A 26,185-nucleotide genomic window follows, 5' to 3' on the forward strand; every position below is an offset into this window, starting at 1 on the left:
AACCCATGACTAACGCGAACCCTTACTCTGCAGGTAACGCAGGAAACACCGCGCAGGCAGAGAGCGCACAGAACGCTCGGAACACTGCACAGTCTGACCTCAAGCGCGAGCACCCCAACTTCCAGCACCCGCAGTCCATCGTCCCGGGCGTCAAGCCGGGCCGCATCCTGGAGTCCCACGAGCCGCACGGCGTCCCGATGAAGGACATGTGGTCCTACCAGAAGGACCACATGGAGCTGGTCTCCCCGCTCAACCGCCGCAAGTTCGAAATCCTGGTGGTCGGCACCGGCCTGTCCGCCGGCTCCGCCGCCGCGGCGCTGGGTGAGCTGGGCTACAAGGTCAAGGTTTTCACCTACCACGATTCCCCGCGCCGCGCGCACTCCATTGCGGCGCAGGGTGGTGTGAACTCCTCGCGCCACAAGAAGGTGGATAATGACTCCGCCTACCGCCACACCAAGGACACCGTGAAGGGCGGCGACTACCGCTGCCGCGAGTCCGACTGCTGGCGCCTGGCATACGAGTCCATCCGCGTCATCGACCACATGAACGCCATCGGCGCCCCGTTCGCCCGCGAGTACGGCGGCACCCTGGCCACCCGCTCCTTCGGTGGCGTGCAGGTCTCTCGCACCTACTACACCCGTGGCCAAACGGGTCAGCAGCTGCAGCTGTCCACCACCTCGGCGCTCTACCGCCAGATTGGTCTGGGCAACGTGGAGCTCTTCGCTCACCACGATCTGCAGGACATCATCACCTACGACGACGGTGGCAAGAAGCGCGCCGGCGGCATCGTGACCCGCAACCTCATCACGGGTGAGCTCAAGGCCTTCACCGGCCACGCGGTCATCCTGGGTACCGGTGGTTACGGCAACGTGTACCACATGTCCACGCTGGCCAAGAACTCCAACGCAGGCGCCATGATGCGCGCCTACGAGCACGGTGCATACCTGGCCTCCCCGGCGTTCATTCAGTTCCACCCGACGGGCCTGCCGGTCAACTCCGAGTGGCAGTCCAAGACCATCCTGATGTCGGAGTCCCTGCGTAACGATGGCCGCATCTGGTCCCCGAAGAAGGAGGGCGACGACCGCCACGCCAACGACATTCCGGAGGAGGAGCGCGACTACTTCCTGGAGCGCCGCTACCCGGCCTTCGGTAACCTGGTCCCGCGTGACGTGGCATCCCGCGCCATCTCTCAGCAGATCAACGCCGGCCTGGGCGTGGGCCCGCTGCACAACTCCGTGTACCTGGACTTCCGCGACGCTATCCAGCGTCTGGGCAAGGACAAGATCCGCGAGCGCTACTCCAACCTCATCGAGATGTACGAAGAGGCTATTGGTGAGTCTGCGTACGAGACCCCGATGCGCATCGCCCCGACTTGCCACTTCACCATGGGTGGCCTGTGGACGGACTTCAACGAGATGACCGCCATCGACGGCCTCTTCGCCGCCGGCGAGTGCTCCTGGACCTACCACGGCGCGAACCGCCTGGGTGCTAACTCCCTGCTATCCGCGTCGGTCGACGGCTGGTTCACCCTCCCGTTCACCATCCCGAACTACCTGGCGGGCCACCTGGGTGAGGAGAAGCTGCCGGAGGATTCCGCCGCGGCGCAGGAGTCCGTGGCACGCGCGCAGCAGCGCATCGACCGCCTCATGTCCGTCCAGGGGCAGGACCCGCACGGCCCAGCGCACTACCACCGCCAGCTGGGCGAGATCCTCTACTGGGGCTGTGGCGTGTCCCGCAACGTGGAGGACCTCAAGGTGGCCATCGATAAGATCCGTGCCCTGCGCAAGGACTTCTGGGCCAACGTCCGCATTACGGGCGACGCTAACGATATGAACCAGGTGCTGGAGTACGGCCTCCGCGTGGCCGACTACATCGACCTGGGCGAGCTCATGTGCATCGACGCCCTGGACCGCGACGAGTCCTGTGGCGCCCACTTCCGCGACGACCACCTCACCGAGGACGGCGAGGCCGAGCGTGACGACGAGAACTGGTGCTTCGTCTCCGCGTGGGAGCCGGGCAACGCCGAGGGCGAGTTTATTCGCCACGCTGAGCCGCTGTACTTTGATTCGATCCCGCTGATGACAAGGAACTACAAGTAATGAAACTGACACTTGAGATCTGGCGTCAAGCCGGACCGACGCAAGAAGGCAAGTTCGAGACCGTGGAGGTCGCGGACGCCGCCGAGCAGATGTCCATCCTGGAGCTACTGGACCACGTCAACGAGGGCATGGTGGAGGCCGGCAACGAGCCTTTCGCCTTTGCCTCCGACTGCCGTGAGGGCATCTGCGGCACCTGTGGCCTCCTAGTCAACGGCCGCCCGCACGGCCCAGGCCAGAACACCCCGGCCTGCCAGCAGCGCCTGTTCCAGTTCAAGGACGGCGACAAGATCAAGCTGGAGCCCTTCCGCTCCGCCGCCTACCCGGTGATCAAGGACATGATTGTGGACCGCGCCAAGCTGGACCACGTCATGGAGCAGGGTGGCTATGTCTCCATGGACGCCGGCACCGCGCCGGACGCTGACACCCTGCACGTCAACCACGAGACCTCCGAGTACGCCCTGGATCACGCCGCCTGCATCGGCTGCGGTGCCTGCGTGGCTGCCTGCCCGAACAGTGCGGCCCACCTGTTCACCGGCGCCAAGCTGGTTCACCTCTCCCTCATGCCGCTGGGCAAGGAAGAGCGTGGCCGCCGCGCCCGCAACATGGTGGACGATCTGGAGCAGAACTTCGGCCACTGCTCGCTCTATGGCGAGTGCGCCGACGTGTGCCCGGCAGGCGTGCCGCTGACCGCTGTGTCTGCGGTTACCCGCGAACGTGCACGTGCTGCTTTCCGCGGCAAGGACGACTAAGCTATAGTCATTCACAGGATTAACAGGAACGAGAGAAAGTTTCAGGCATGAGCGACCTCAACCCGGCAGTTGCTGATCACCACAGCGAGACCTACCCGGAGTTCACCGGTAAGATTCAGGATTCCTACATCGAGGGCTACGACCCGGTGTCCTTCGGTGCACCGCACTCCTCCCTGCTGCGCACCTCCACCTGGGTGGGCATGGGCCTGGTTCTGTCGCTCCTGCCAGCCGCCGGCACCCTGATCTGGGGCCTGGGCACCTGGCAGTTCCCGATGGGCACCGCTGGCGCCGACTACCAGCTGCCGATCATCATCGGTGCTGTCCTGCTCGGCGTCGTGGCCGTCCTGGCCGTCGGCGGCATCCACTTTGGCCGCCGCTACTACCGCCAGTACCGCAAGGAAACCGGCCGCCTCAACTAGGCAACACTAGGACGTTGAACGCCTAAAGTTTCTGTACTGAACCAACCAACCCCCACCTCCAAACACACATGGGAGACCATGTGAGGAGGCGGGGTTTGTTGGTGTTTTGAGTGGGGTGCGGTGGGGGAGGGGACGCCTGTGCTTGGCGACGTCCCCCGGTCCCACCGTGTGTAGTAACAGTACCGGTGGGGAGGATAGCGCCTAATGGTGGGAACTGTCGCTCACGTAGGAAGCACGATGCCGCTACGCACTCTTAGTCTTCTCGCTGTACAGCTCGAAGAGCGAGGAGACGATGAATGTCTCCTTCTCGTCCCACGTAAGGTCATCGAGTTCCCACCCGTAAGCGCGTTCGACGGCCTTATCCAGAGCTTTGTGTGCTGCAGTGAGTTCCGGGTGCTTGGCTTCGTTGTCGGGATCATACAGATCCGCAAGCGTGCTTTCCGGGTAGAGGCTGCGAGCATTCAACACTTCTTGTGCGGCATGTTCGATGCTTTCTCGCTGAGATTGAGTTGGTTCGGGGAACACAAAATTGTTATAGACAATTGTATTGGCATAGCGGTAGTCCGACTTGAGGCGACCGGCAACAGTCCTCATCCAAGCATTGTGAGTTTGTGACATCAGAGTTCCGAAAATGAACAGAGATGTCGTTGGGATAAAATAAAACTGATTGCCCGGAATCAGACCGTTGGAAATGATTCCGAAGGGGACATACTTTCTCCGCGCAGTTGTAGCAACAGGAACCCCGATATAGTCTCGATCCTTAAATTTGCTGGTAGGCCTTAAAAGGTGAGGCTTATCTGCGAGTTTGTAAGCGTCACCTGTCGGGGTTTGTTCAAGCCTCCATGCTTTGCACTGCTTGACCCTCTCGCTTACAGCGGGTAAAGAGGCTAGTTCCTCACTTGTGATGGAAGGGAGCCAGAGACAATATCGATCAATTCCCTTCACGAATTCTTCCCCCATCGAGAATTTGCGAATCCATGGTTCAGCTTCCGGCTCTTTTTCCAAAAGGTGAGCTCTTTCTTCTGGGCTCAAGAGGAGGAACCCATTGTCAGTCGGCTGGAACCCCTTTGACATTGGTGGCACATTGCAAATGGGCTTTCGCGGCGCTCCTAGAAAGACAGAAGGAGCATCGGCAAGATACCCGTTAAGGCTTGTAGGGATGCTTTCAACAACTCCCCGAGAGGTATACTCCCAGGCTCGCTTGTTTTTCCATTCGGCCTGAGAAAAACCGGTGATGATGCAAACGACATGTGCGATATGCTCAGATTCGCTGTTCCACACAAATGAGCGGTGGGCGAAGTTGATGTGGTAGCCCATTTCGAAAATGGGTTGCCAGAGTGGAGTTACTTGCTGGCCTTGGCAGATGGAATTGGTAGAGACGAATGCGATGTCGCCGCCGTGACCATCCAAAAATTCTGCTGCGGTGCGGTGCCAGCAAGCCACGAAGTCGAGCTTTCCGCCGTTCTTACCGAAGACTTTTGTCCTGTCTTCCTTCTGGTCTTCATCGAGGCGTGACGACCCCACAAAAGGAGGATTACCAATAATGTAGTCGCAGTCATCTGGGTCGATCACGTCGGCCCAATCAATGCGGAGAGCATTGGCAGTCTTAATTTCTGGGGTCTCTTCGATGGGAAGTCGTACCGCAGACTGTCCAAAGGACTGATTGCAAAGATGATCCACCAGAAGCATCGCTGTTGATGCGACCTTTGCAGGCCACTCATTGATTTCGATGCCATGGAATTGGCGCATACTCATCTTGGACTTGCGTAAGGAATCGTCGGCAAACTGTAGGGAGTTACGGTTTCCAAGTTCTTTCAGGCGTGCACGTATCGCTCGGATTCCGTCGACCCTTTCGCCATTGGCGTGGAGGTCAAATGCTGCGTTGAGTTCAGCAAGTTCGAGCTCTTCGGCGCGGGTGATGATCTCATATTCAAGGCCACGCAGGTGCTTGTACGCCTGGATAAGGAAGTTTCCGCAGCCGCACGCTGGGTCAAGGAACTGTAGGTCGGCGATCTCGTCCTGTAACGCAAGAAGCGCGTCGCGGTCGTTGTAGGCATTTTCGAAGCGTTCACGCAGTTCGTCGAGGAACAACGGCTCGATAACTCGGAGGATGTTTTCCTCGCTGGTGTAGTGCTCGCCCTTCAAGCGAAGTTCGTCGAGATCAATTAGCTGCTGGAACATCGCACCGAAAATGTCGGGGTTGACCCGGCCCCAATCAAATTCTGCAGCCTTCAGTACTTGTTGACGGAATTCCTCGGTAAGAGGAGGAAGCTCGATACGCTCTTTATACATTCCGTCGATACGCCTGAAATTGGCATACTCAGTTCCCGCGTACTTACCCTTTTTCTTTATCGCACCGTCGAGCTCAGGATCGCAGACGACTTCAAAGAGCTCGGTAAGCTTTTCTGAAAGATTCTCGGCAGTGGTATTACGCAGAATCCACTTTTGGAACGTGTTATCTGGCCACATGTTGGTGTCATCGCCGAAGAACAGGAACAGGAGGCGGACCAACAACGAAGACGCAGTGCTGGTATCGCACCCCGCGTCCAGAAGCTGTTGGTTCATAATCTTCATGTGGCTAGAAGCCTGCTTGGAACGCTTGACGGCTTCGTCATTAAAGGCCTTGGCCATTCGCTCTTGAATCTCAAGAATGCCAATGGCTTCACCAATGGGAAGCTCAATCATGTCGAGGCGACGCGCCAAGTCTTCTCCGAGGTCCTCATCGCCGACCGTGTAGCGGTGGTGAAGGAGCTTTGTATTTGTTGCCGCGGTAGCACCGCGACGCGGCCAACGCCAAGACTGGTGAATGCCGTCGGTGAAGATCAAGAGACGGAGTTGAGAAGCCTTCTGGACTTCGGCATCGATAGTGCGTTGCTCCGGAAGAGTTGGAAGCTCATCCGATTCGACGACCCAGACGCGCAGTCCAGCCTGATCTGCAATTGGCTTTGCGGTGAAGGAGCGGCCCTCCTCAACCTCGACAGAGATGGGGGCTATGCTGCGGGGGACGTATCCCCAACCAAGCTCCTCAAAGAGCTCGGCGAAGCTACCAGAATCGACGTACGAGAGATAGTTAGACATTGGAGACTCCCATGCTGGCTACGATGCGAATTGCATCGGCCGACTTGTTAGTAGTGGTAGTGAGGATACCTTGCTCGTTGAGATTTGCGATGAGCTCAAGCAAGTCAAGGTTGGTTGTGCCTTGGCGTCGACGGGCGGTGCGAAGGCTATTAATTGCGACAGTGGTCAGCGGGGATTTGTACAGCGCATCGAGTGCCTCAGCATAGCTGGGATCACTATGGGCCTCGAGAGTCTGGCCGAGCCTGTTCCACAGGATTCGGCGCTCGCCACGAAGCCGTCCAGAGGTGTCCAAGTTCTTAGCAATGACACCGGTAATAAGCTCCCTAACCGCTTCATCATGTCCTTCACGGAGCGGTAGAGCTGCAGTCTCCGGCGTACATTTCAGAATTGCTAGGGCTTCCTGTCCCGTGAGGAGACTGCTTTCCCCTTGTGCGTTCTGCCAAGCGAAAGAATCAATGCCGGAATCGGTGGTAGCGCAACACAGGATTCCCTCTCGGTCTCCCGGTTGTGCCGGACGCGTTGTATCTACCAAGTCCGGCATACGCTCGATGCGACGACGCAACTTCGGATCGTCCTTGGTCGCTGCCTCCCAGATCTCATAAGCGTAGGAACTGGCATCAACATCTTCGGCAGTGGAGATGTCTTCGATCCGTCCGTCATAGAGGTCGGAGATTGCTTGGGTCTCGGTCGCCGTTCCGAAGAACTTCTCATCGGAGCCAAACGTAGCGGCGTTAGCCGCCAACCTTTCTTGAATGCGGCGGCGTAGGTTCAGCTGTTCTTCCAGCTCGCCGTGCACCATCGTGTACAGGAGCACCGTGTCAGATTCTTGTCCAATTCGGTCAACGCGCCCGGCTCGTTGAATCAGCTTGATGATCGCCCACGGCAGGTCGAAGTTAACAATGATGTGTGCTTGCTGCAGGTTTTGGCCTTCAGAAAGAACATCAGTTGCGATGAGAACTCGGATTTCATCTGCAGGAGCGACAGGCGCCTGGTCGTCACTTAAGCGATTCGTCTTTGGGGAGAATCGACGAGCGAGGTTCGTCGCGTCCTCAGACTCACCGGTAGCAACTCCGACCTTCTCCACTCCGAGTTCTCTCAAGCCTTTAGCAATGTAATTCGCTGTGTCTTTGTATTCGGTGAATACGAGAATCTTCTCGTTGGGATGCTTCTCATTTGCCAGGTCAACAAGTGCTCGCAACTTTGAGTCATCCGGAACCTTCCACTCTCCGTACCACTTCAATAGGTCCCGGATCGTTCGGGAATCTGCGGCAAGATCCTGTTGCAGGCTGTCTTTGAATAGTGACGAACTTACCCACCGAATGCCGCGGGGAGATTCGGCAGCCAACCTCGCATAGTCATCGGGGATAGTCGGGAAAGTTAACCCTCGTGGTGACACGTCCGCGAGCAGCTCATCGAAGTCAATATCGTCCTCCGACAAGGTAACCGGGTCGATGGTGCCGGCTGGGAGCGGAAGTTCGTTCTTCAAGGCGTAGTCAAATAGTTCGTTTCGCCGCAGATGACGAAACAGCGACAAAATGAAGCTGTGCCCGCTCGAGCTCAAGCGCTTGTAGAAATTCGTACGGACGAAGCCGACGACTTGGCCGCGAGAAGCCTCGAAATCTTCAATGAACTTCTTATCTTCAGGGCTAGCAAGATATTGCGCATCGGGGATGAGATGGTCGGTGAGGCTGTATCGCGGCAGCTTGAGACTTGCGAGTCCGTCAAGGGTTCTGTCGTCTGCCATCTTTGCCGCCGAGTCGTTCGCATCGAAGGCATGATTGACAGGCACTGCTTTACGCAGTGGGAAAGTAAACCGGCTGGCAACCGAACCGTCCGAGTTCTTGAACTCGAGATACTTCCGCCCTTCGCTGTCGTCCTTTGCATAATTGTTCAGAACGAAGCTGCGTGTGCGGCGAACGAGATGCTCACCCATGAGACGCCGCCAGTCCTCGGGCTCTTCAGACTTCCTGAACGCAGCGAGGGTGGAATGGGCCACCTCAAGGTTTTCGTAGAGATTGGGATTCCGCTGCAAGGCAAACTCAGGGGTTAGGCCGAGATCCTCGTCCTCGTCGAGGAACAAAGCCAACTGATTGGCTACATCTCCATATTTGAGGTTGTACGGAGTCGCCGTAAGGAGCAGCACGTGGCTTTCGTTCTCGTGGAGGTACTTCTGAACCGCGTTATAAGTGCGGGTTCCTTCGTTGCGCAGCGTGTGGCTCTCATCGACAATGACAAACCGGAAGCGTGGCAGTGTAGGGAGCACGGTATGAACCATCGAGTACGGCACCACACGACCCGGCAAATCGTAGGCCTTGAGATGCTCCTCCCACATTGATTGCAAGTTCTTTGGGCAGATGACTAGCGGTTGGAATCCGTGGTTATCCCGGAGCATCAGCGCTACTGCGATAGCCGTGAGAGTCTTACCCAGACCGACCACGTCACCGAGCATGGTGCCGCGTCGTTGCATGATGCGGCGCGCTAACGTCTTCACAGCGGTGGTTTGATGCTCGAGCAACTTGCCAGCGATCAATTCGGAGACGTTGTACTGGGCAAGACCAGCACGCACGTCTCGACTCATTGTGTGGCATACCTTGAGGTACACATCAAAGGGAGAGCGCAGTTGTGGGGAGGCCCAAGAGTCATCAATCACTTCTAGGATGTCAGCATCAATTCGAAGCGTGTAACGGTCTGACCAGAGTTCCTCAAACCAGTCCTTGAGCTCTTCTGTGGACGTACCTTCTGTTGTGTAGAGATTGAGCTCGAGGTTTTGATTTAAGCCAGCCCCGGTGAGGTTGGACGAACCTACAAAGCCAGCACTTGGGATATTCGGATCTTGGTGGTGAAGCAGATAGGTCTTGCCATGCAATGCTCGCCGTGTGTACACGCGCAGCTCTACCGCGCCAAGTTCAACGAGTTCGCGGAGGGACTGGAGGGTTTCTCGGTCCTTAGCCGTGGGGATTCCGGTCGCAAGCTGCGCTCGCAAATGCGCCTTGAGTGCTTCTCGAACCTGTGGTGCGCGTTCGCGAAGCGATTGGGTTTCGTCCTCGTTTGGGGAAATCTCTGATCGGAGTTGATCAATGATTTCCTCGTGCTGTGCGGGTAAGACCATGCCGACGAGAATTCGCGCGACCGGTCGATCTACATCTCCCGACTCGAAGCTCTCGCGGACCAATGAATCGAGGGACTGCCAACCGCGAAGAGCAAAATATCCCGTCGCAACATCAATTCGTTGATATGACGGGAAAAACTTCTGGAGCCCGGAACTGAGTTTCTTTTCAGGAGACTGGTTATCGTAGATAGAAGGCACGAAACCAGTTTACGGACAGGTAGTTGGCTGTAAAGCTAAATTTTTCTAATCGATCGTCTCCACCCCGCAACATGATCAGCATGTGGTTGTGCAGGTATCGGGGAAGTAGGCGCCTATGCGAGTGCACCCCTGAGGAGCCGCTCAATGCACACTCGGAATTCGCGCGGGGACAACTCGGCGTAATGGGTGGCTGGAGACCTACGGCGGGAAACTCGTCGAGAACATCGTTCAAGCAGTCGCTCGTGACTTCCTCGTCCACGCCATGACACTCGTCGCTCAGGCTGGGCAGCAGGACTGCCACTCGACGCCGATGGGTACGAATGCGACTACTACCGCAAGGATTAGACGCGCCAGAGTGGCAACTCGCGCCAGTTGTCAGGTGCTCCTGTGCGAGAAAACGGCACGATGGGATTGTGTGGGTAGGTGTGGAACAGCTTCGGCAGCCGTTCGGCTGGAGACAAGTCCAGTTGGCGGTGCAAGTATTGGATAAGGGAGAGCTGCCCGAACACGCGATTCATTCCTTCAGCTACCGGAGCCAGCCTGACGTCATTGTTCAGTTTCGGTTTGATGTCGTAAACGCGGTTGAACATCCTTGCATGATGAGCTGCGTAATTACGCAGAATGTTCAAGGATTTCAGCCATGATTCAAGCTGAGGACCAGTTAGATCGCAGGGTTGGGCAATCCGTTTGCGCACGATATTGGGCGACATACCGTACAGGTATGACAGCATTCCCCAATCCAAGATTTCGACGGCCGCCCAGATGGGTAGAGCCCCGCCATATTTTGATTTGTGGTGGGCGACGAAGTCCTCCTTCGACGCTTTCAATGCCGACTGGTACTTTCTCAGCCACACCTTATGCACGCGACGCCCGTCTTTGTTTCGCTGCCGTGCCCGGGCGCTCAAACGTTGGGGATCCAAATAGATCAGCGGGTCAAGGCGACCCAGTTCGTGACCAAGCTTGGTTCGAATAGCCAACTCCACGCGATCAAGCTCGATGAACACGCTGTGGCGCAATTGTTCGTCAAACCCATAGAGAGCTACCACCAGGTCAAACGATGCTCCCTCAACGAATTCATCTCGGGCAGTACCGTCGCCTTGGGAGAAACGGCGCATCGGGTACCAGTATCCGGACAAGCGGTAGTAGTTCAATCGCGCCAACAGCGTCTCAGCATGCTGGGGATCATTCACTCGCATCCCACGCTGACGAAGCAATTCGACCTGTTCACCGTAGGTCTTGAACTGCTTCACCTGCTCCACGCGCACCCCTGTTTGATACGAAAAACGAAGACCGGCCCTGGACTCCCACCGAGGCGGGCAGCGGAACCGGTCATGTTGACTACAAGGCTATCCGGTTGGTAGCGCCGAAGCAAGAGCACGGGGCACGAAGCTATCGGTACGTTCACACACCAGTGTGCCCTCTGACACGTCCGGATTTGTCGGTGCTCGGGGGCGTATGGCCGAGAGCCTTCCTCACACCGTGTCCGGTTTCGGTGCCTGCCGTGCCTGACAGATGAGAGCCCGGCGCATCCCGAGGACACCAGATGACCACCACTGCGCTTCTTGATATCGGAATACTGAAGAAGAAGATCGAAGGATACCCCGACCCGACCTGCTACCGGGTGCTGAAAGCGATTCAGCGCGCCGAGATCGACTGGGCCCACCAGATGGACATCCCGATCCGCTTCTTCGACGCCGACCTCCAGGAGGTTCACCTCATTCTGGTTGGTGCCTTGGGCCAGAGGTACTCTCATGAAGCACGGGTGGCCTATGTAAGCGCATCCCTGAGCAGCCGCTCAACGCACACCCTGAATTCGTGCGGGGACAACTCGGTGTGCGGGCGGCTTTGGAGTATGTAGCGTGATGTTAGGGTGCCGAGCAATACCGTCGACAAGCCGATGACTACGTCGTGGACGCCATGCAATCCTTCGGCGGGGCGGCTGAACTGCATGCATTCCCGGAGGGCAATATCGCTATTGACGCTGCCGTGCTCTTGGCATCCTGCGTAGTGCTGCTCGGGATTGCGTCGCTAAGCTTGCGGCGCCGGACGCCGTAAATCTCACAAAGCAGGGCCGGTGGCGATGGCACGTCGAGCGTGTCCGGCACGCGCACTAGAGTTAATGGACAAAGCTCCACCCTCTACGCCCAAGGAGAACTCATGACGCACCGCGCGGACGCAGGATTCGAGATGGCTGACTCTGCGGTCTCGCCTGCCGCATCGGCGTCGGCAAGCACTGCCCCGGTGCCGCAGGCCGGCAACCAGGAAGAGCGCCGCGCGGACCTGCGCCGCTGGAAGGCGATTGCGCTGTCCTTCCTGGTGGTTGCGGCAGTGATCTTTCTGGGGTGCTCGTGGTGGCAAGCGTCGGCAAGCGGAGCTCCCGTCTGGGTCGGCTACGTGCGGGCGGCAGCGGAGGCCGGCATGGTCGGTGGACTGGCGGATTGGTTCGCCGTGACCGCCCTGTTCCGCCGGCCCATGGGCCTGCCCATCCCGCACACCGCGCTCATCCCCAACAACAAGGACCGCGTGGGGGATGCGCTCAAGGACTTCGTGGAAGAGAACTTCCTTACCGCGGATGCACTCAGCGCCAAGGTGCGGGAGGCAGAGATACCGCTGTGGCTGGCGCGCCAGGGCGTGGAGCCCGGCAAGGCTGAGGAAGTCTCCGCGTGGATTGGTGAGCGCGCCGCCAGTGTGGTCGCGGACCTGGATGCCGCCGAGGCGGAGCAGTTCATCAAGACCCAGGTCATGGACCGCCTGGCAGAACCCGAGTGGGGCCCGCCGCTGGGCCGGCTGCTGGAGGGCTACATTGCGGACGGCAAGGCGCGGCCGCTGGAAGATGACCTCATCGAGTGGGCGCACGGCAAGATCCTCGGCATGGAATCCACGGTGGTCACCGCCATTGATGAGCGCATGCCCGGCTGGGCGCCGCGCTTTGCCCGCGAGATGGTGGGGGAGAAGGTCTATACCGAGCTGGTGGAGTTCGCCAACGACGTCCGCCACGACGGCAACCACGAAGCGCGCCTGGCCATCCGCCGCAACCTGTCCAAGCTGGCCTCTGACCTGCAGTGGGATGAGGACATGCGCGGGCGCATCGAGGGCATTAAGCAGGAGATGCTGGCCTCCGATCAGGCACAGCAGGCGCCCGCGGCCATGTGGCGCACGGTGTCCACCACGCTCATTGAGCAGCTCAACGACCCGGACTCCTTCCTGCGGCAGAAGATCACGGTGAAGGTGAAGGAGCTGGCGCACCGCCTGCTGGAGGACTCCGAGTTCCTGGCCCAGGCCAACGCGCTGGTGGACAAGGCTGCGCGCTACGCGGTGGAGAAGTTCGCGCCAGAAATCATCGCGATTATTCCGGAGACCATCAAGCGCTGGGACGCGGAGGAAGCCTCCCAGAACATTGAGCTCATGGTGGGCCGCGACCTGCAGTTCATCCGTCTCAACGGCACCGTGGTGGGTGCGCTGGCTGGCCTGGTTATCTACACTGTTAACCATCTGCTTTTTGGTATCTAACAAGGAGTTATGACCATGTCCGTATTTGATTCTTTTAAGAACGCCGGCTCCTCCGCGTTCGATGTGGCCAAAGACTTCGGTGGCCGCTTCAAGGAGGAACGCCAGCAGCAGGCCCAGGATGCGCAGGCTGACCGTATTGCGCGCGCCGCTGACAAGGCTGGCATGGGTACTGGCACTGCGAAGGAGGAGTCCTTCCTGGATCGCGTGACCACTACCGCGAAGAACTTTGGTGATTCGGTGTCCTCCGCCGCCCGGGAGACCCGCAACTCCGAGTCCTTCCAGAAGGCCCGCACGGATCTCACCAGCGCCTTCGATGAAGCGCGCGAGGGCGTGCAGGACGCGGTGAACAACGCCAAGGAGCGTCGCGCGGAGGGCCAGCAGTCCTCCGGTCAGCCCGGCGCCACTGGCTCCGCCGATCCGCTGAACCCGTACGCACAGAAGCAGCAGCCTAAGGACAACAACATCATCGACGGCGAAGTCGTCGACGAAAACTAACTGATGGCCATCTACCTTTTCCTCAACATCCTCAATAAGATCCCGATGTGGATCTTCGCCGCGGTCTCACTCTTCGCGCTGATCGGCGCGGTCCTGGCGGCGCTCACCCGGGAGGACGCCTTCCGCGCCGGTGACCGCCAGAACAAGTGGGTATGGGTGGCCCTGCTGGGTGGTTCGGCGGTGCTGATGAACCTGCCGCTGCCGTTCGTGTCCTGGGTGGGCGCGATCATCACCGGCATCTACTGGTTCGACGTGCGCCCGCAACTAAAGTCCATCATCCGAGGCGATTATTTCTACTGATGCTTAACTTGCTGTCTGCCTCCCTCGAGGAGGTCCAGAATCGCGCGCCGGGGCAGCGCGTGGTGGTCTCACCCCACCACGTCCTTGCCGCCGCGCAGGCCGAGCACACCGTAGCCGTGGCCGGGTATCCCACCGGCCGCCACCACTCCCTAGTCAAGGCAGCGGAGGCGCGCCTGGCCGTGCAATCGGGCGCGGCCGAGGTGTGGGTGGCAGTGGATGCACTACTTGCCGATTCCACCGCGTTGCTCTCGGAGCTCGTCACCCTCCGGGAAGCCTGCCCGCTGCCCGTTAAGCTGGGGCTGATTCTTCCCGTGCGTTCCGTAAGTTCTGTGGAGGACCTGGCCCACGCCGCGGAGCAGGCGGGCTATCAGTGTCTCGTCGTTTTAAACGACGGAGACGCAGAAAACCCCGCAGCAGAATCTGCCGCGGGGCTCAGCCAGTTGCCGGTCGTGCGCCTTTAGCGCTGCTCGGTCGTGCCGGCGTTTCCGGTGTTGTTGCCGGCGGAGGCCTGGTCCAGCTCGCTCATCGGCACGTCGTGGCCGGAGAGGGTGACGGTGAGCTCGCCGGAGCCCACGTCGATGGAGTCGAAGGTAAGCGCCTGGCCGGCCAGCTGCTCAGACATGCCGTCCTGCAGGGCGTCCGAAATCGCGGACGTGGCCTGCTCCGGGAGGTCGAAGCCGAAGAGGGAGGCCTTCTCCGCGTTGATGGCCAGCTGCCCGTCGTGGACCTCCGGCTTGAGGGCCAGCTCCGCCAGGCCACCGGCGAACTGCACGGTGAGGTCATCCTCCGCGTCGTTGGCGGTAATGGCGGTGACCACGAGGTTGCCCAAGGTATCGTTGCCGGACTGCTCCGCAATCGCCTTCTGGAAGGTGGCCAGCAGGAACTGATCCGGCACCGTGGTGGAAGCCCGCAGCGTGCCCGCCACCGGCTCTTGGGACAGGGTCATGTCCTCCACGTGCACGTCCGCTGCCGGCTGCCCGCTGATCTGCGTGCCGTCGATCTGCAGCGTGGAGGGAGTCTTCATGTTCATCTCCGGCACCTTGCCGTTGAGCATGCCGAAGATCATGGGGCTGGCGCCGAAGCTGACATCCGGGTCCTCGGGGGACTCGATGCCCTGTTCCTTCGCGGAGTCCGTGAACTGACTCTTCATCTGGGAGCCGATGAACCAGCGCAGGCCAAGCTCGGCGATGAGGATGAGGAGCAGGAACGCCACGAGCACGCCAATGAAGATTTTCCAGGCGGTCGCGGCACGAGATTTAGAAGAAGCCATGCCTACCAGTGTGGCGCATGTGCTTGGAGTTAGCCAACTACAACGTCCCAATCCACTGTGAGCACGTTATCCCGCAGGCGGCGGTGCACCGGGTGGACTGGGACGGTCTGGCGTAGCTGGGTGCGAGCCATACGCCAGCGCACCCGCGGGCCGTACGGTGCCCAGCCGGCGGCGCGATCCCAGGCGTCGTCAGCCGCCTGCAAGAGCTCGTGGATGGGCTCGCCCGGCACGTTGCGGTGAATGAGAATCTTAGGCAGGCGCTCCGCCAGGTCGCTGGGGCGCTTCACGTCGAAGGGATCCCACGCCAGGGTCAGGGAGCGGGGGCCGTCGGCGCCCAGCAGCACCCAGGCCGCCCGGCGCCCCAGCTCGTCGCACGTGCCCTCCACAAAGAACCCGCCGGGGGCCAGTCGCGAGGTCACCGTGGACCACGCCTTGTCCACCTGGCCCACGTCGTACTGGCGCAGCACGTTAAACGCGCGGACTAGCTGCGGGCGGTAGCCGGCCAGCTCGAAGCCACCCAGCTCAAACGTCACGCCGTCGCGCGGCGGCAGCACGCGCTCGGGGGAAATCTCCAGGCCTGTCACCCGCGTGGCCGGGTTGACGCTGCGCAGCCAGCCGGCCCACTCCACTGTCGTGGTGTGGGAGGCGCCGTAGCCCACGTCGAGCGCCAGCGGTTGCTTCGTGGAGCGCAGCAGGGAGGAGATCTCCGGATGGGACACCATCCACCGGTCGCAGCGCCGCAGCCGGTTGGGGTTGGTCGTTCCCCGGGTAATAACGCCAAAAGGCCGACCCGCACTGTCCTGAGCTTTCAGGTTGTGTGCGTGGTCGGCCATGACAACAGAGTCGTTCTAGAACGTTGCTGTAGAACGAGTCTTAGAGGTTAGCGGCAATCCACTCTTCGGTGAGCTTGGCCTCGTTGGTGTAGAGCTCCTGCAGAGCCTCAGCCACCTTCGGCTCGATGGCAGCGCCCATCATCGGGATGTTGACGGACACCTCGGTGACGTAGTCCAGCACGGTGGTCTCGCCCTGGGCCTTGTAGGTGATATCGCCCTTGAAGTCGACCGGGGTGCCCTTGACATCGGCGGTGAAGGAGACGGACATCTGATCATCGACAACCTCGCCGATGGTCACGGTGCGCTTCTCCTTGAGGGACTGGGACACCATGGCGCGCACTGCCTCCGGCAGCAGGGAGGTCGGCAGCACCTCATACAGCACGGCGGTGTTGCCGGTGAACTCGTGCACGGTGCCCGGCTCCGGGGAGAGCTTGGCAGCGATGTGCTCCCAGTAACCCTCGGTGGTGAGGGCCTCGTGCACCTTGGCGATGGGCTGGTTGATGGTTACGGTGTTTTCGCTACGGGTTGACATGAGTTACAGACTACCTTGGTACACGTGTTAGATAAATTTATGACTCTCGCTGACATTGACGGTGTGGAGCTCGATTCCGAGACCACGTTTGCTGATCTCACCACCCTGCGCATCGGTGGATCCCCGCTGGTGACGGTGCACTGCGCCAGCTCGCAGGCGGCCATCGAGGCGTTGACAGTGCTTGACGACGCCTCCCAGGACTACCTGGTCGTCGGCGGTGGCTCCAACCTCGTGGTGGCGGAGGGCCCGCGGGATGTCGTGGTCGTACGCCTGGATTTCGAAGACATCGACGCCTCCGTGGCCAGCGGCATCGTCCGCGCGGAGGCAGGTGCCGTGTGGGATGACGTGGTGGCCCTGTCCGTTGAGTGCGGCCTGGGCGGTATCGAGTGCCTCTCCGGCATCCCGGGCAATGCGGGGGCTGTGCCGGTGCAGAACGTGGGCGCGTACGGCGCCGAGACGTCCGACGTCCTTACGCAGGTCTACCTTTACGACCGCTCCACCCGCACTGCCTCCTGGGTGCCGGCGGCCGACCTGGAGCTGTCCTACCGCTATTCCAACCTGAAGTTCACCGGCCGCGGCGTGGTGCTGGCCATTGAGCTGCAGCTCACCACCGACGGCCTGTCGAAGCCCCTGCGCTTTGGCCAGCTCACCCAAACCCCCGGGGAGCGCCGCGGCGTGGCCGAGGTGCGCGCCCAGGTGCTGCAGCTGCGCCGCAGCAAGGGCATGGTGCTCGACCCGGAGGACCATGACACGTGGTCGGCCGGCTCCTTCTTTACCAATCCCATCGTGGAGTCCCAGGTGGCCGATTCCATTCAGGTCACCGTCCGCGCTGCCCGGGGCGACGAGGATGCGGACCGGATGCCCCGACACGAGGTGGATGGAACCACCACGTCGGGAGAGGACGCCGCGCAGGAGAAAAGGGAAAAGCTCTCCGCCGCCTGGCTCATCGAGCGCGCCGGCTTTGCCAAGGGCTACCCGGGCGAAGGGGCCGGTGCGCGGGCGACCCTGTCCACCAAGCACACCCTGGCCCTGACCAACCGCGGCGAAGCAACCGCGGACGACATCGTGGCGCTGGCCCGCGAGATCCGCGCCGGGGTTCAGAAGGCCTTTGGTGTCACGCTGGAGCCGGAGCCCATCTGGCTCGGGGTAGAAATATAAGTGCGAAATATTTAAAATAGCGTTGAATTGCTAGCTTGCCGCCGCACACACTAGGCGGCCAGAAAGGACCTCGCATGTACATCCCCAAAAATGTACTCTTTGCCATCCTTCTCTTTGTTTCGGCCCTTCTTTGCGCGGCGGCGATCCTGCTAGTCCCAGGCCTGTTCGCGGAGTTCAGCGCAGCGCGCTGCACCTTGATGGCGAGCGTCTTGGGGCTCGGCGTCGCCGGGCTGTTCTTCGCGCGCACGCAGATCCGGCGACTTGGGTCCTAAGGCAGTTCGAAGCCCAGCCCCCGATACCACGGCCGCTTAGGCCATGACGTTGAGCCACTCATCCTTGGCCGCCAGGAAGTTGCGTGCGGCCTCCTGTGCGCCCTCGAGGGAGTGGTGTTCGCCCCAGCCGCACTGCACCTCGTTGGCGGCGGGAACCTCGGTGGCGTTGAGGATGTCATTGAGCGCGCCCTCGACGGCGCGAAGCAGCTCGTCCTGCTCCATGCCGTTGGTGATGGCGTAGAAGCCGGTGCGGCAGCCCATCGGAGCAAAGCCGATGAGCTTGTCGGTGTAGTTGCGCATGAAGTTGGCCATCATGTGCTCTACAGAGTGCAGGGCCTTGGTATCCAGGTGCTCCTGATTGGGCTGGCAGAAGCGCAGGTCATACTTGATGATCTCAACCCCGCCGCCCAGGTCGGTGCGGTCGGCCACGCGGATGTAGGGGGCCGCGACCTTGCGGTGGTCGAGCTCGAAGGACTTGACGTTGATCTTGTTCTCGGTGCTGTTGCCAGTGTTGTTCTCAGTCATACTTGCCCAGTGTAACTACTGCCGGCGTGAGCCCCGAGTGTCTTGCCCCTGAACGCGGGCTGTACCGCATACGCTGGACAGATATGAGCGACGAGGAGATTCGCGGCAACGCAGTCCCGGCCGAGGAACCAGACACCATCGTGCCGTGGAAGAGTTCGACGATCCTCGAGGTCCAGGGCCACGTCGATGGGCGCGATCCTTTTGCCAAGGGAAACCGCCTGCGCGGGGAGAGCTGGAGCCTAGTCCTGCGCCGCACGTGGAATGACTTCTTCCACGACGCCTTCATGGACCGCGCCGCGGGGATGACCTACTTCACGCTCATGGCCTTTGCACCCACGGTGCTGGCCGCCTACTCCATTGCCACACTTATCTTCTCCTCCCGCAAGGCAGAGGTGGAGGAGCTGACCTCGGAGTTCATTGAGCAATACATCCCCAGCTCCCTGTCGGAGGAGGCCAACTCCCTGGTGGGGGCCATCATTGGCTCAAGCTCCCAAGGCACACTGGCGCTGACTATTTCCCTGGCCATCTCCCTGTTTTCCGCCTCGGCGTATGTGCGGGCCTTCTCCCGCACCGCCAACACGGTCTACGGCCGCGTGGAGGGCCGCGGGATCATCCGCACGTGGGCGCTCATGTGGGGCCTGACCGCCATCATCGTCGTCGGCGCGGTCGTCGTACTCTTTGCCAACCTGCTGCGGGACACCATCGTCAGCGAGGCTATCTATCCCCTCGCGCGCCAGGTGGGCATGGAGGATACCGCGACCTACCTGGTCAAGATCTTCCTCCCGGTGTGGAATTGGCTGCGCTTCCCCGTTACGGTCGTCGTGGTGCTCACGCTCATTGCGGTGCTGTACCACTTCAGCCCCAACGTGCGGCCGAGCCGCTTCCGGTGGATCACCTACGGTTCCGTGGTGGCTCTGGTGGGCACCGTGGTGTCCTGGGGCCTGGTGGGCCTGTACCTCAAGTATCTGGCCGGGGCCAGCGCCTACGGCGCCATCAGTACCGTCCTGGCGGTGTTCGTGGCCATCTGGCTGATGAATACCGTCCTCATCATCGGCATCAAGATCGACGCCGAGGTGCTGCGCGCCAAGGAGCTGCAGCTGGGCATGCACTCGCAGCGCTTCATCCAGGCCCCGCCGCGCTCCGATTCCTCCTCCACCGCGCAGGCCCGCGCCCAAAAGCGCCTAGAGCACAGGGCGATCGAAATCTATGAGAGAGCGGAAAACAAGGAGCCGGTGCAGGACAGCGGCTCTGCCGAGACTTCGGCTTAGGTGTTCTCGAACGCCTCGGTGGGGTAGGTATCGGTGGCCTCGCCCGGGTACCAGCTGGAGTCATTGGTGGCGTAGGGGTCCTCATAGGTGGCGAAGATGCCGAAGGTGAGCGCCATCATGACGATGGCGCTGAGAATGCCGCCGACGATGGTGGAGATCAAGGCAATCACGCCCCACAGCTTGGACTTGTTCTCCAGGCACAGTGCCACGATGCTTAAGACGAAGGCGACGAAGAGCACCACCCAGCCGAGCACGAAGATGAATGGGATGCAGGAAAGCAAGAATCCCACGATGGAGAGGATGAAGGCGACAATGCCGAGGACGTTGGTTTCCTTCTTCGGCGGCTGCGCCTGGTCGTAGGACGGGTAGGCCTGGTGCTGCTGACCGTATGGCGCGGAGTAGGAGCTTCCGGGGGACTGGTTCGAGGAGGAGTGCGGGAAAGGCTGCTGCGTCATGGTTTCCTAGTGTAATGCGAGAATAAGGCGAGGGAAGAAGGGGCGGGCAGGCGCTCGGGAGACCTCTCGCCCCGGCTGTGTCTTCTAGGCCTTCTAGGCCGTGAACGGCTTGTCCCCCAAGGAGAAGTAGACCGGCGTCACGGTATTGGGGAGGTACGCCTCGATGCGTCCGTCGTACGGGTTGTCCTCCGGCACGGTGGCAACGATGGCGCCGCTCCTCGTCTCACCTGGCCGGAACGGGTAATAGGTGCTGAAGTAGCCGTCGAAAGAGTGCAGGTGGTGCGTAACGCGGAGTTCGCCGTCGGGGTCCTGGTAGCCCGCCGAGGAGGTGGCCTTCGCGGCCTCCTCGGTGCCGTCGTAGCGCATGGTATAGGTGAAGGTGATGTACTTCCGGCCTTCCTGCGGCTTGTCGTTCTTGGGGCTGGCCGCCGCGACGTCCTCGTTGGCATCCATATTGATGTCGGTCACCAGGAGGGACCAGTCGCCACTGCGCGCGACGACGCCGGGCTCTATCGGTGCTGTGTGGGAACCAGGCTCGCCTTCTGCGATGGCGTCATACCTGCCGCCGTCGAGGTCTAGTTCCACCGTCTCGCGGCCGTCCATGATGTGGTTGTCCTGCGGCGGGGGAGCGTCCTTCAGGTCGGGGGTGGGCGTTGTCGGTGCTGCTTCCGGCACTGGATCCGCGGGGTCGGCGCTGTGAAACGTCAGGGTGGCGATGGTGGTCAGCACCGTTCCCACCAGGGCGAGGAACATTGCGGCGGCGCCGAGCGCGCCCGACCTCTTGCTCACGGCCAGGGCAATGAGGCCGCATAGGAAGCCGAGGGCGAGCACGCACCAGTTGATAAGCCCCGCGCCGAATACGCAGCCAAGGATGCCGCCGAGGACGGAGACCAGAATGGCGGCAAGCCCCAGGACATCCCGGGGCTTCTGTGTATTCAGTGGATCGGACTGTGTATGCGGCGGATTCGGAGACAGAGTCATGGCGGCAGAGCCTTCGCGGTGAGTGCAGGGACGGGGCAGGTAGAAGTGATAATAATGGCGGAATGGGACTTCTGCTCGCCGGGCGGGGGTGCCTTGGTTTTCCTCGCCGCGCGGAGTGCGGCAACCTTTTGTATCCTTGGCTGCACTGCAGCAACTCGGGGGAGAGTGATGCTTTTCGGGGACCTCATCACCAGCTTGCTCAGTGGACGACACCAATAAATACCTAGGGGGGACCATGTCTCACACTGCACCTGATACCTCAACGAACAAACCTGCCAAGATTCCCGCCCGCCTGAGCAGGCGGCGCGTGACCAAGGTGATGGAGAAACTAGCCGGCACGCTGGATAAGAACTACCTGGGCCTGCCCACCATCCGGATCCCGGGCGGCTACATGAGCATCGACGTCAACGATGAGCGGGGCGGTCTCTGCGTCCTGGGCTACTGGGGTGGCACGGTGTGCTTTGATCCGGACCGGAAGCCGTTGCGCATGGACATCAACGATCTCAACGGCGGGGGAATCTCCGGCAACGTCGTGGCGGAGACCTGCGGCAGCTCCCAGGAGCACTCGCACCTGCGCGTCTTCGCGGCGCCGTACTTGCCGTCGACAGCCACGAACGCGCAGCTGAAGAGCATTGTCTCCGCCTACGCGAAGTCCTTGTCGGAAGCGTTCGAGCTCTTCGATGACCTCTTCCCCGAGCACCCCTCGCAGCCCCTGCGCGGGGCGGCGCTCAAGCCCGTGCCCACGCACTATTTCAGCGAGGCCTACGAGGTATCCGTGGTCGGGATGTGGCGCGTGCACCAGCGCGCCACGCGCCTGGCCATGGTGGGCACCCCGGTGTACGTGCTTAATCATGGGGACGGCACCGTGAGCATCATCATCGATGACCACACGATCACCGTGCAGGCGGCGACCGATGACTCCGGCGATATCGAGCTGAGCCTGGTCACCCCCTCCGGCCGCTGCGTGTGCGACCTCGACTCGCTGGTGCGCTGGGCGGAGCTTAAGAACGCCGATCAGTACGCCGTCTCCGCCCGCATTGAGGCGGTGCACGTGGACGCCGAGCTTGCCGACGACGACATCCTCGCCCTCGACGGTGAAGAAGACCTCGTCCTCGTGACCACCGCGCGCATCCCCACCGGGTGGGGCTACACGGACGCGCAGCTGGATCACCAGCTCAGTTCCCTGGTGAGCCAGCTGTTGTGGGCCGGCGAGGAGTTCTATGACACCTTCAACCCGGGCCGCTTCACGCGCTACGTCGACCGCGCGGCCTAGGCCTTCGCGTGCTCCTCGATGAGCGCCATCAGCTCCTTCTGCACCTCGCGGCGGCGAACCTTGCCCAGCTGGTCTGAGGCGAGGTGCTCGAAGTGGTAGAAGCGGCGGGGCACCTTGTAGCGGGTAAGCCGCTCGCGGCAGTAGTCCTTGAGTCCCTCGGGGTCGAGCACGGCGCCGTCGTTAAGCACGATGCACGCCACCACGTCCTCCGAGCCGTCCTCGCGGGGTAGGCCCACCACGGCCACAGAGTTGACGTCCGGGTGCTCGCAGATGACGTCCTCCACCTCGGCCGGGTAGATGTTGAAGCCGCCGGTGATGATCATCTCCTTGATGCGGGAGACGATCTTGATGAAGCCGTCCGACTCCATAATTGCCATGTCGCCCGTGCGGTACCAGCCGTTGTGGAAGGCATTCTCGGTGGCCTCCGGCATGTTGAAATAGCCCTTGAACACCTGCGGGCCGCGCACGAGCAGCTCGCCCGCCGTGCCGTCCGGCTGTGTTTCATCCAGGTTGTCCGGGTTGCCAATGCGCACCTCCGTATCCGGGAAGGGGATGCCGATGTAGCCCGGGCGGCGGTTCTTGTTGAGTGGGTTCGCGGTGACGATGGGGGAGGTCTCCGTCAGGCCGTAGCCCTCCACCAGCAGGCCGCCGGTGAGCGCCTCCCACTCCTCGACGATCTCCTGCGGCAGCGCGGCCGCGCCGGAGAGGCTGTTGTTGATGCCCTTGAGGTCGATGCCCTTCTCCTTGGCCGCCTCCATGACCTTGGCGTAGATGGTGGGCACGCCCGGCATCCAGGTGGGGCGGCGCTTCTTCATGATGTCCAGCAGGAGCGGGATCTTCGGCGCGGGGGTAAGGACGAGCTCGCCGCCGATGTGTACGCCGAGGGCCGCGATGAGCGTGAGGCCGTAGACGTGGAAGAGGGGAAGTGCGGCCAGCATGCGCTCGGGCTTGTCCCCTAGCTCCGGCACCCAGGACTCCGCCATCTTCATGTTGCAGTACAGGTTGGAGTGGGTCAGCTGCGCGCCCTTGGGCGTTCCGGTGGTGCCGGAGGTGTAGAGGATAAGTGCGGTGTCGTTGAGATCCACCTCCGGGTCGGGGAGGTCGTGGCCGTAGCCGCCGATGGCGCGGCCGGTCAGCGCGCTCCACGGCACGGTGTTGGGAGCGTCGACGGAGAGCTCCTCGCGCTTGTCCTTGATGAAGGGTACCGGCAGCCGCAGGAGCAGCTGGGTGCGGCGCGGCATGGCGTCGATCATGTTGACCGTCACGATGGTTTCCAGCGGGGTGGAGCTGCGCAGCTTCTCAAAGGTCGGCGTGGCCTTGTCCCACACCACGGCCACGCGGGCGGCGTGGTCCTTGAACAGCGGCTCCAGCTCCGCGGCGGTATACAGCGGGTTGTGCTCCACTACCGTCGCCCCCAGCTTGAGGATGGCGTAGAACACCGCCACGTGCTGCGGGCAGTTGGGCAGGGCCACCGCCACGCGGTCGCCCGGGCGGATGCCGAAGGCCTTGAGCCCCGCAGCGGCAGCGCGCACGTGGGTATCCAGCTCGCGGTAGGTCATTTGGGCGCCGAAGAACCAGGTGGCGGGCCGGTCGCCCTTGGCGTCGATGGTTTCTTGGTAGGAATCCAGCAGAGTCTTCTCGCCGTAGTCCAGGTGCGGCTTGGTCCATTCGGGGTAGTACTGCAGCCAGGCCTTCGTCTCGTAGGCGGACGGTGCGTGAGCGGGGACGTCGGTCATCTCGGCAGACTCCTTAGGGGTGCAAAGTAGTTATGTGTGGAACAGTATAGCCAAATAGTGACTAGTGTCTCGCAAAACTTTGCAAAGTTACGGAGTGCGGGGAGAAAACGCGCGAAAGCCCGGCCAGAACGTCAGTGTTCGGACCGGGCTCGCGGGAGAAGCGGCTACTTCTTCTGCTTACTTCTCTGCCTGCAGGCGCTTGAGCAGGTCTTCCTGCACCGCGCGGCGGCGGACCTTGCCCAGCTGGTCGCTGGCCAGCTCCTCGAAGTGGTAGAAGGTGCGTGGAACCTTGTAGCGGGTCAGGCGTTCGCGGCAGTAGTCCTTGAGGCCCTCCGGGTCCATCGCGGCGCCGTCGGCCAGAATGACACAGGCCACGACGTCCTCCGAGCCGTCCGAGCGCGGGCGGCCCACCACGGCGGCCTGGTCCACGTCCGGGTGGGAGGTGAGCACTTCTTCCACCTCGCCCGGGTACACGTTGAAGCCGCCGGTGATGATGATTTCCTTGATGCGGCTGACCAGGCGGATGAAGCCATCGTCCTCCATTACGCCCATGTCACCGGTGCGGAACCAGTCGCCGTGGAAGGCCTTCTGGGTGGCCTCCTCGTCGCCGAAGTAGCCCTTGAACACCTGCGGGCCGCGGGCTAGGACCTCGCCCTCCTCGCCGTCCGGCATGGTCTCATCCAGGTTCTCCGGGTTGGCGATGCGAATCTCGGTGTCCGGGAAGGGGATGCCCACATAGCCCGGGCGGCGGGCAGAGGTCATGGGGTTGCCCACGATGATGGGGGAGCACTCCGTGAGGCCGTAGCCCTCCACCAGCATGCCGCCGGTGTACTTTTCCCACTTCTCCACGGTCTCCACCGGTAGGGTGGACGCACCGGAGAAGGCAGCGCGCACGCCGTCCAGGGATACGTCGTTCTCCTCCGCCTTGGCCACGATGCGCTCGTAGAGCGTCGGCACGCCCGGTACCCACGTCGGGGTGTGCTTCTTCATCAGGTCCATGATGAGCGGCATCTGCGGGCTGGGCAGGAGTACTAGCTCGCTGGCGATGAGCGGGGCCAGGGTGGCGTTCATGGTCAGGCCGTAGGCGTGGAAGAAGGGCAGGGCGGCCAACATGCGCTCCGGGGAATCGCCCAACTGCGGCACCCAGTGCTTGCCCATGAGGATGTTGGCAAAGAGGTTGCCGTGGGTCAGCTCCGCGCCCTTAGGCTTGCCGGTGGTGCCGGAGGTGTACATGATGATCGCGGTGCTGTCCTTGGTGACCTCCTCCGGGGAGACCACATCGGAACCGTCGCCGCCGATGGCATTGCCCACCAGGGACTCCCACGGCACCGTGTTCGGCGCCGGGGCGGTGAGCTGATCGCGCTTGGACTTCAGCGGCGGGATAGGCAGGCGCAGCGCCAGGCGCTGGGCGGTGGGCATGGCGTTGACCATGTTGATGGACACGACCGTCTCCAGGCTGGTGGTCGCGCGCAGCTTCTCCAGGGTGGATGCCGTCTTGTCCCAGGAGATGGCGATGCGTGCCCCGTGGTTCTGGAACAGGCCCTCCAGCTCGTGCGCGGTGTAGAGCGGGTTGTGCAGCACGGCGATGGCGCCGAGCTTGAGCACGGCCCAGAAGGACGCGATGAACTGTGGGCAGTTCGGGGCCACGATGGCCACACGGTCGCCCGGGCGAACACCAAAGGCGCGCAGGCCGGCGGCGGCGCGGCGGACCTGCTTGTCCAGCTCCGCGTAGCTTTGGGTGCGGCCGAAGAAGTACGTCGCGGGCTTGTCGGGGTGGAGGGCAAGGTTGTTGTCGTAGACGTCGAGAAGCGTGGTGTCTCCGTACTCCAGGCTGTGCGGAGTCCACTCCGGGTAGTGCTGGAGCCACGCCTTGGACTCAAGTGCCGACATCTGTTCACCTTTCGGTCGCGTAACTTAGGGCACGG

Annotated in this window: 24 protein-coding genes; 13 read left to right on the forward strand and 11 right to left on the reverse strand. The window is 61.6% G+C overall.

Annotated elements, in window-relative coordinates; translation table 11 throughout:
- The first annotated feature begins 5 nt into the window (after nucleotides 1-5).
- From ACLI1P_RS01500 to ACLI1P_RS01510, 3 genes are read left to right on the forward strand one after another with little or no spacing between them, the layout of a single operon-like run.
- Nucleotides 6-2,099, forward strand: a complete 2,094-nt coding sequence (locus ACLI1P_RS01500; protein WP_411709251.1) for a fumarate reductase/succinate dehydrogenase flavoprotein subunit — start codon at nucleotides 6-8, stop codon at nucleotides 2,097-2,099.
- The gene (locus ACLI1P_RS01505) at nucleotides 2,099-2,848 is read left to right on the forward strand and encodes a succinate dehydrogenase/fumarate reductase iron-sulfur subunit (protein ID WP_411709252.1); all 750 of its coding nucleotides are present in this window, start codon (nucleotides 2,099-2,101) and stop codon (nucleotides 2,846-2,848) included. The genes ACLI1P_RS01500 and ACLI1P_RS01505 overlap by 1 nt, the downstream gene beginning before the upstream one ends.
- A gap of 47 nt (nucleotides 2,849-2,895) precedes the next feature.
- Nucleotides 2,896-3,267 carry a hypothetical protein gene (locus ACLI1P_RS01510; RefSeq protein WP_296132924.1) on the forward strand — a complete coding sequence of 124 codons (372 nt, stop codon included), beginning with the start codon at nucleotides 2,896-2,898 and terminating at the stop codon, nucleotides 3,265-3,267.
- Between the two features lie 243 nt (nucleotides 3,268-3,510).
- Here the strand turns inward: ACLI1P_RS01510 and ACLI1P_RS01515 are convergent, their stop codons facing one another.
- From ACLI1P_RS01515 to ACLI1P_RS01525, 3 genes are all read right to left on the reverse strand, one after another.
- Entirely contained in the window at nucleotides 3,511-6,345 is a 2,835-nt protein-coding gene (locus ACLI1P_RS01515; protein WP_296132923.1) for a class I SAM-dependent DNA methyltransferase, read from the reverse strand.
- Complete coding sequence (locus tag ACLI1P_RS01520; protein WP_411709253.1) at nucleotides 6,338-9,652, reverse strand: helicase-related protein; 3,315 nt, start codon at nucleotides 9,650-9,652, stop codon at nucleotides 6,338-6,340. The genes ACLI1P_RS01515 and ACLI1P_RS01520 overlap by 8 nt, the downstream gene beginning before the upstream one ends.
- A 341-nt stretch (nucleotides 9,653-9,993) precedes the next feature.
- Nucleotides 9,994-10,911, reverse strand: a complete 918-nt coding sequence (locus ACLI1P_RS01525; RefSeq protein ID WP_411709254.1) for an Abi family protein — start codon at nucleotides 10,909-10,911, stop codon at nucleotides 9,994-9,996.
- Nucleotides 10,912-11,195: 284 nt separating this feature from the next.
- Between ACLI1P_RS01525 and ACLI1P_RS01530 the strand changes: the two genes are divergently transcribed.
- From ACLI1P_RS01530 to ACLI1P_RS01555, 6 genes are all read left to right on the forward strand, one after another.
- Entirely contained in the window at nucleotides 11,196-11,510 is a 315-nt protein-coding gene (locus ACLI1P_RS01530) for a hypothetical protein (protein ID WP_306507922.1), read from the forward strand.
- 50 nt (nucleotides 11,511-11,560) lie between these two features.
- Entirely contained in the window at nucleotides 11,561-11,707 is a 147-nt protein-coding gene (locus ACLI1P_RS01535; protein WP_306507923.1) for a hypothetical protein, read from the forward strand.
- A gap of 102 nt (nucleotides 11,708-11,809) precedes the next feature.
- The gene (locus ACLI1P_RS01540; protein WP_411709255.1) at nucleotides 11,810-13,162 is read left to right on the forward strand and encodes a DUF445 domain-containing protein; all 1,353 of its coding nucleotides are present in this window, start codon (nucleotides 11,810-11,812) and stop codon (nucleotides 13,160-13,162) included.
- Nucleotides 13,163-13,177: 15 nt separating this feature from the next.
- Nucleotides 13,178-13,657, forward strand: coding sequence for a CGLAU_01105 family protein (locus ACLI1P_RS01545; RefSeq protein WP_306507925.1), 480 nt, complete (start codon nucleotides 13,178-13,180; stop codon nucleotides 13,655-13,657).
- Between the two features lie 3 nt (nucleotides 13,658-13,660).
- Complete coding sequence (locus tag ACLI1P_RS01550) at nucleotides 13,661-13,957, forward strand: DUF2516 family protein (RefSeq protein ID WP_411709256.1); 297 nt, start codon at nucleotides 13,661-13,663, stop codon at nucleotides 13,955-13,957.
- Nucleotides 13,957-14,418 (forward strand): deoxyribose-phosphate aldolase, encoded by a 462-nt coding sequence (locus tag ACLI1P_RS01555; RefSeq protein WP_296134312.1) that lies wholly within the window; start codon nucleotides 13,957-13,959, stop codon nucleotides 14,416-14,418. Before ACLI1P_RS01550 ends, ACLI1P_RS01555 begins: the two co-directional genes overlap by 1 nt.
- Here the strand turns inward: ACLI1P_RS01555 and ACLI1P_RS01560 are convergent.
- Genes ACLI1P_RS01560 through ACLI1P_RS01570 form a run of 3 tightly spaced genes read right to left on the reverse strand, consistent with a single transcriptional unit; the run spans nucleotide 14,415 to nucleotide 16,592 of the window.
- Nucleotides 14,415-15,227, reverse strand: coding sequence for a DUF2993 domain-containing protein (locus ACLI1P_RS01560; RefSeq protein ID WP_296134314.1), 813 nt, complete (start codon nucleotides 15,225-15,227; stop codon nucleotides 14,415-14,417). The genes ACLI1P_RS01555 and ACLI1P_RS01560 overlap by 4 nt on opposite strands.
- 29 nt (nucleotides 15,228-15,256) lie before the next feature.
- On the reverse strand, nucleotides 15,257-16,060 hold the full coding sequence (locus ACLI1P_RS01565; RefSeq protein WP_296134316.1) for a class I SAM-dependent methyltransferase: 804 nt from the start codon (nucleotides 16,058-16,060) through the stop codon (nucleotides 15,257-15,259).
- Between the two features lie 40 nt (nucleotides 16,061-16,100).
- Nucleotides 16,101-16,592, reverse strand: a complete 492-nt coding sequence (locus ACLI1P_RS01570) for a DUF2505 domain-containing protein (protein WP_296134318.1) — start codon at nucleotides 16,590-16,592, stop codon at nucleotides 16,101-16,103.
- A gap of 24 nt (nucleotides 16,593-16,616) precedes the next feature.
- On the opposite strand from ACLI1P_RS01570, the gene ACLI1P_RS01575 reads away from it, so the two are divergent.
- Nucleotides 16,617-17,750, forward strand: a complete 1,134-nt coding sequence (locus tag ACLI1P_RS01575; protein ID WP_411709257.1) for a UDP-N-acetylmuramate dehydrogenase — start codon at nucleotides 16,617-16,619, stop codon at nucleotides 17,748-17,750.
- A gap of 74 nt (nucleotides 17,751-17,824) precedes the next feature.
- Entirely contained in the window at nucleotides 17,825-18,022 is a 198-nt protein-coding gene (locus ACLI1P_RS01580) for a hypothetical protein (RefSeq protein WP_296134324.1), read from the forward strand.
- Nucleotides 18,023-18,058: 36 nt separating this feature from the next.
- Here the strand turns inward: ACLI1P_RS01580 and ACLI1P_RS01585 are convergent, their stop codons facing one another.
- A complete protein-coding gene (locus ACLI1P_RS01585) occupies nucleotides 18,059-18,547 on the reverse strand; it encodes an S-ribosylhomocysteine lyase (RefSeq protein ID WP_306507931.1) in 489 nt (162 codons plus the stop codon).
- 83 nt (nucleotides 18,548-18,630) lie between these two features.
- Between ACLI1P_RS01585 and ACLI1P_RS01590 the strand changes: the two genes are divergently transcribed.
- Nucleotides 18,631-19,815 (forward strand): YihY/virulence factor BrkB family protein, encoded by a 1,185-nt coding sequence (locus tag ACLI1P_RS01590; RefSeq protein ID WP_296134328.1) that lies wholly within the window; start codon nucleotides 18,631-18,633, stop codon nucleotides 19,813-19,815.
- On the opposite strand, the gene ACLI1P_RS01595 is transcribed toward ACLI1P_RS01590, so the two are convergent.
- Both ACLI1P_RS01595 and ACLI1P_RS01600 read right to left on the reverse strand, forming a co-directional pair.
- Complete coding sequence (locus ACLI1P_RS01595; protein ID WP_408932118.1) at nucleotides 19,812-20,270, reverse strand: hypothetical protein; 459 nt, start codon at nucleotides 20,268-20,270, stop codon at nucleotides 19,812-19,814. The genes ACLI1P_RS01590 and ACLI1P_RS01595 overlap by 4 nt on opposite strands.
- Nucleotides 20,271-20,363: 93 nt before the next feature.
- Nucleotides 20,364-21,251: a hypothetical protein gene (locus tag ACLI1P_RS01600; RefSeq protein ID WP_411709258.1), complete on the reverse strand. Its 888-nt coding sequence runs from the start codon at nucleotides 21,249-21,251 to the stop codon at nucleotides 20,364-20,366.
- Between the two features lie 235 nt (nucleotides 21,252-21,486).
- Here ACLI1P_RS01600 and ACLI1P_RS01605 point away from each other — a divergent pair, with 235 nt between their 5' ends.
- Entirely contained in the window at nucleotides 21,487-22,524 is a 1,038-nt protein-coding gene (locus ACLI1P_RS01605) for a hypothetical protein (protein ID WP_408932117.1), read from the forward strand.
- Here the strand turns inward: ACLI1P_RS01605 and ACLI1P_RS01610 are convergent.
- Nucleotides 22,521-24,260: a long-chain-fatty-acid--CoA ligase gene (locus ACLI1P_RS01610; protein WP_411709259.1), complete on the reverse strand. Its 1,740-nt coding sequence runs from the start codon at nucleotides 24,258-24,260 to the stop codon at nucleotides 22,521-22,523. The genes ACLI1P_RS01605 and ACLI1P_RS01610 overlap by 4 nt on opposite strands.
- A 177-nt stretch (nucleotides 24,261-24,437) precedes the next feature.
- On the reverse strand, nucleotides 24,438-26,150 hold the full coding sequence (locus ACLI1P_RS01615; RefSeq protein ID WP_411709260.1) for a long-chain-fatty-acid--CoA ligase: 1,713 nt from the start codon (nucleotides 26,148-26,150) through the stop codon (nucleotides 24,438-24,440).
- Nucleotides 26,151-26,185 lie beyond the last annotated feature (35 nt).

Origin of the sequence: Corynebacterium tardum, from assembly GCF_046717785.1 — a bacterium.
Lineage (GTDB): Bacteria > Actinomycetota > Actinomycetes > Mycobacteriales > Mycobacteriaceae > Corynebacterium.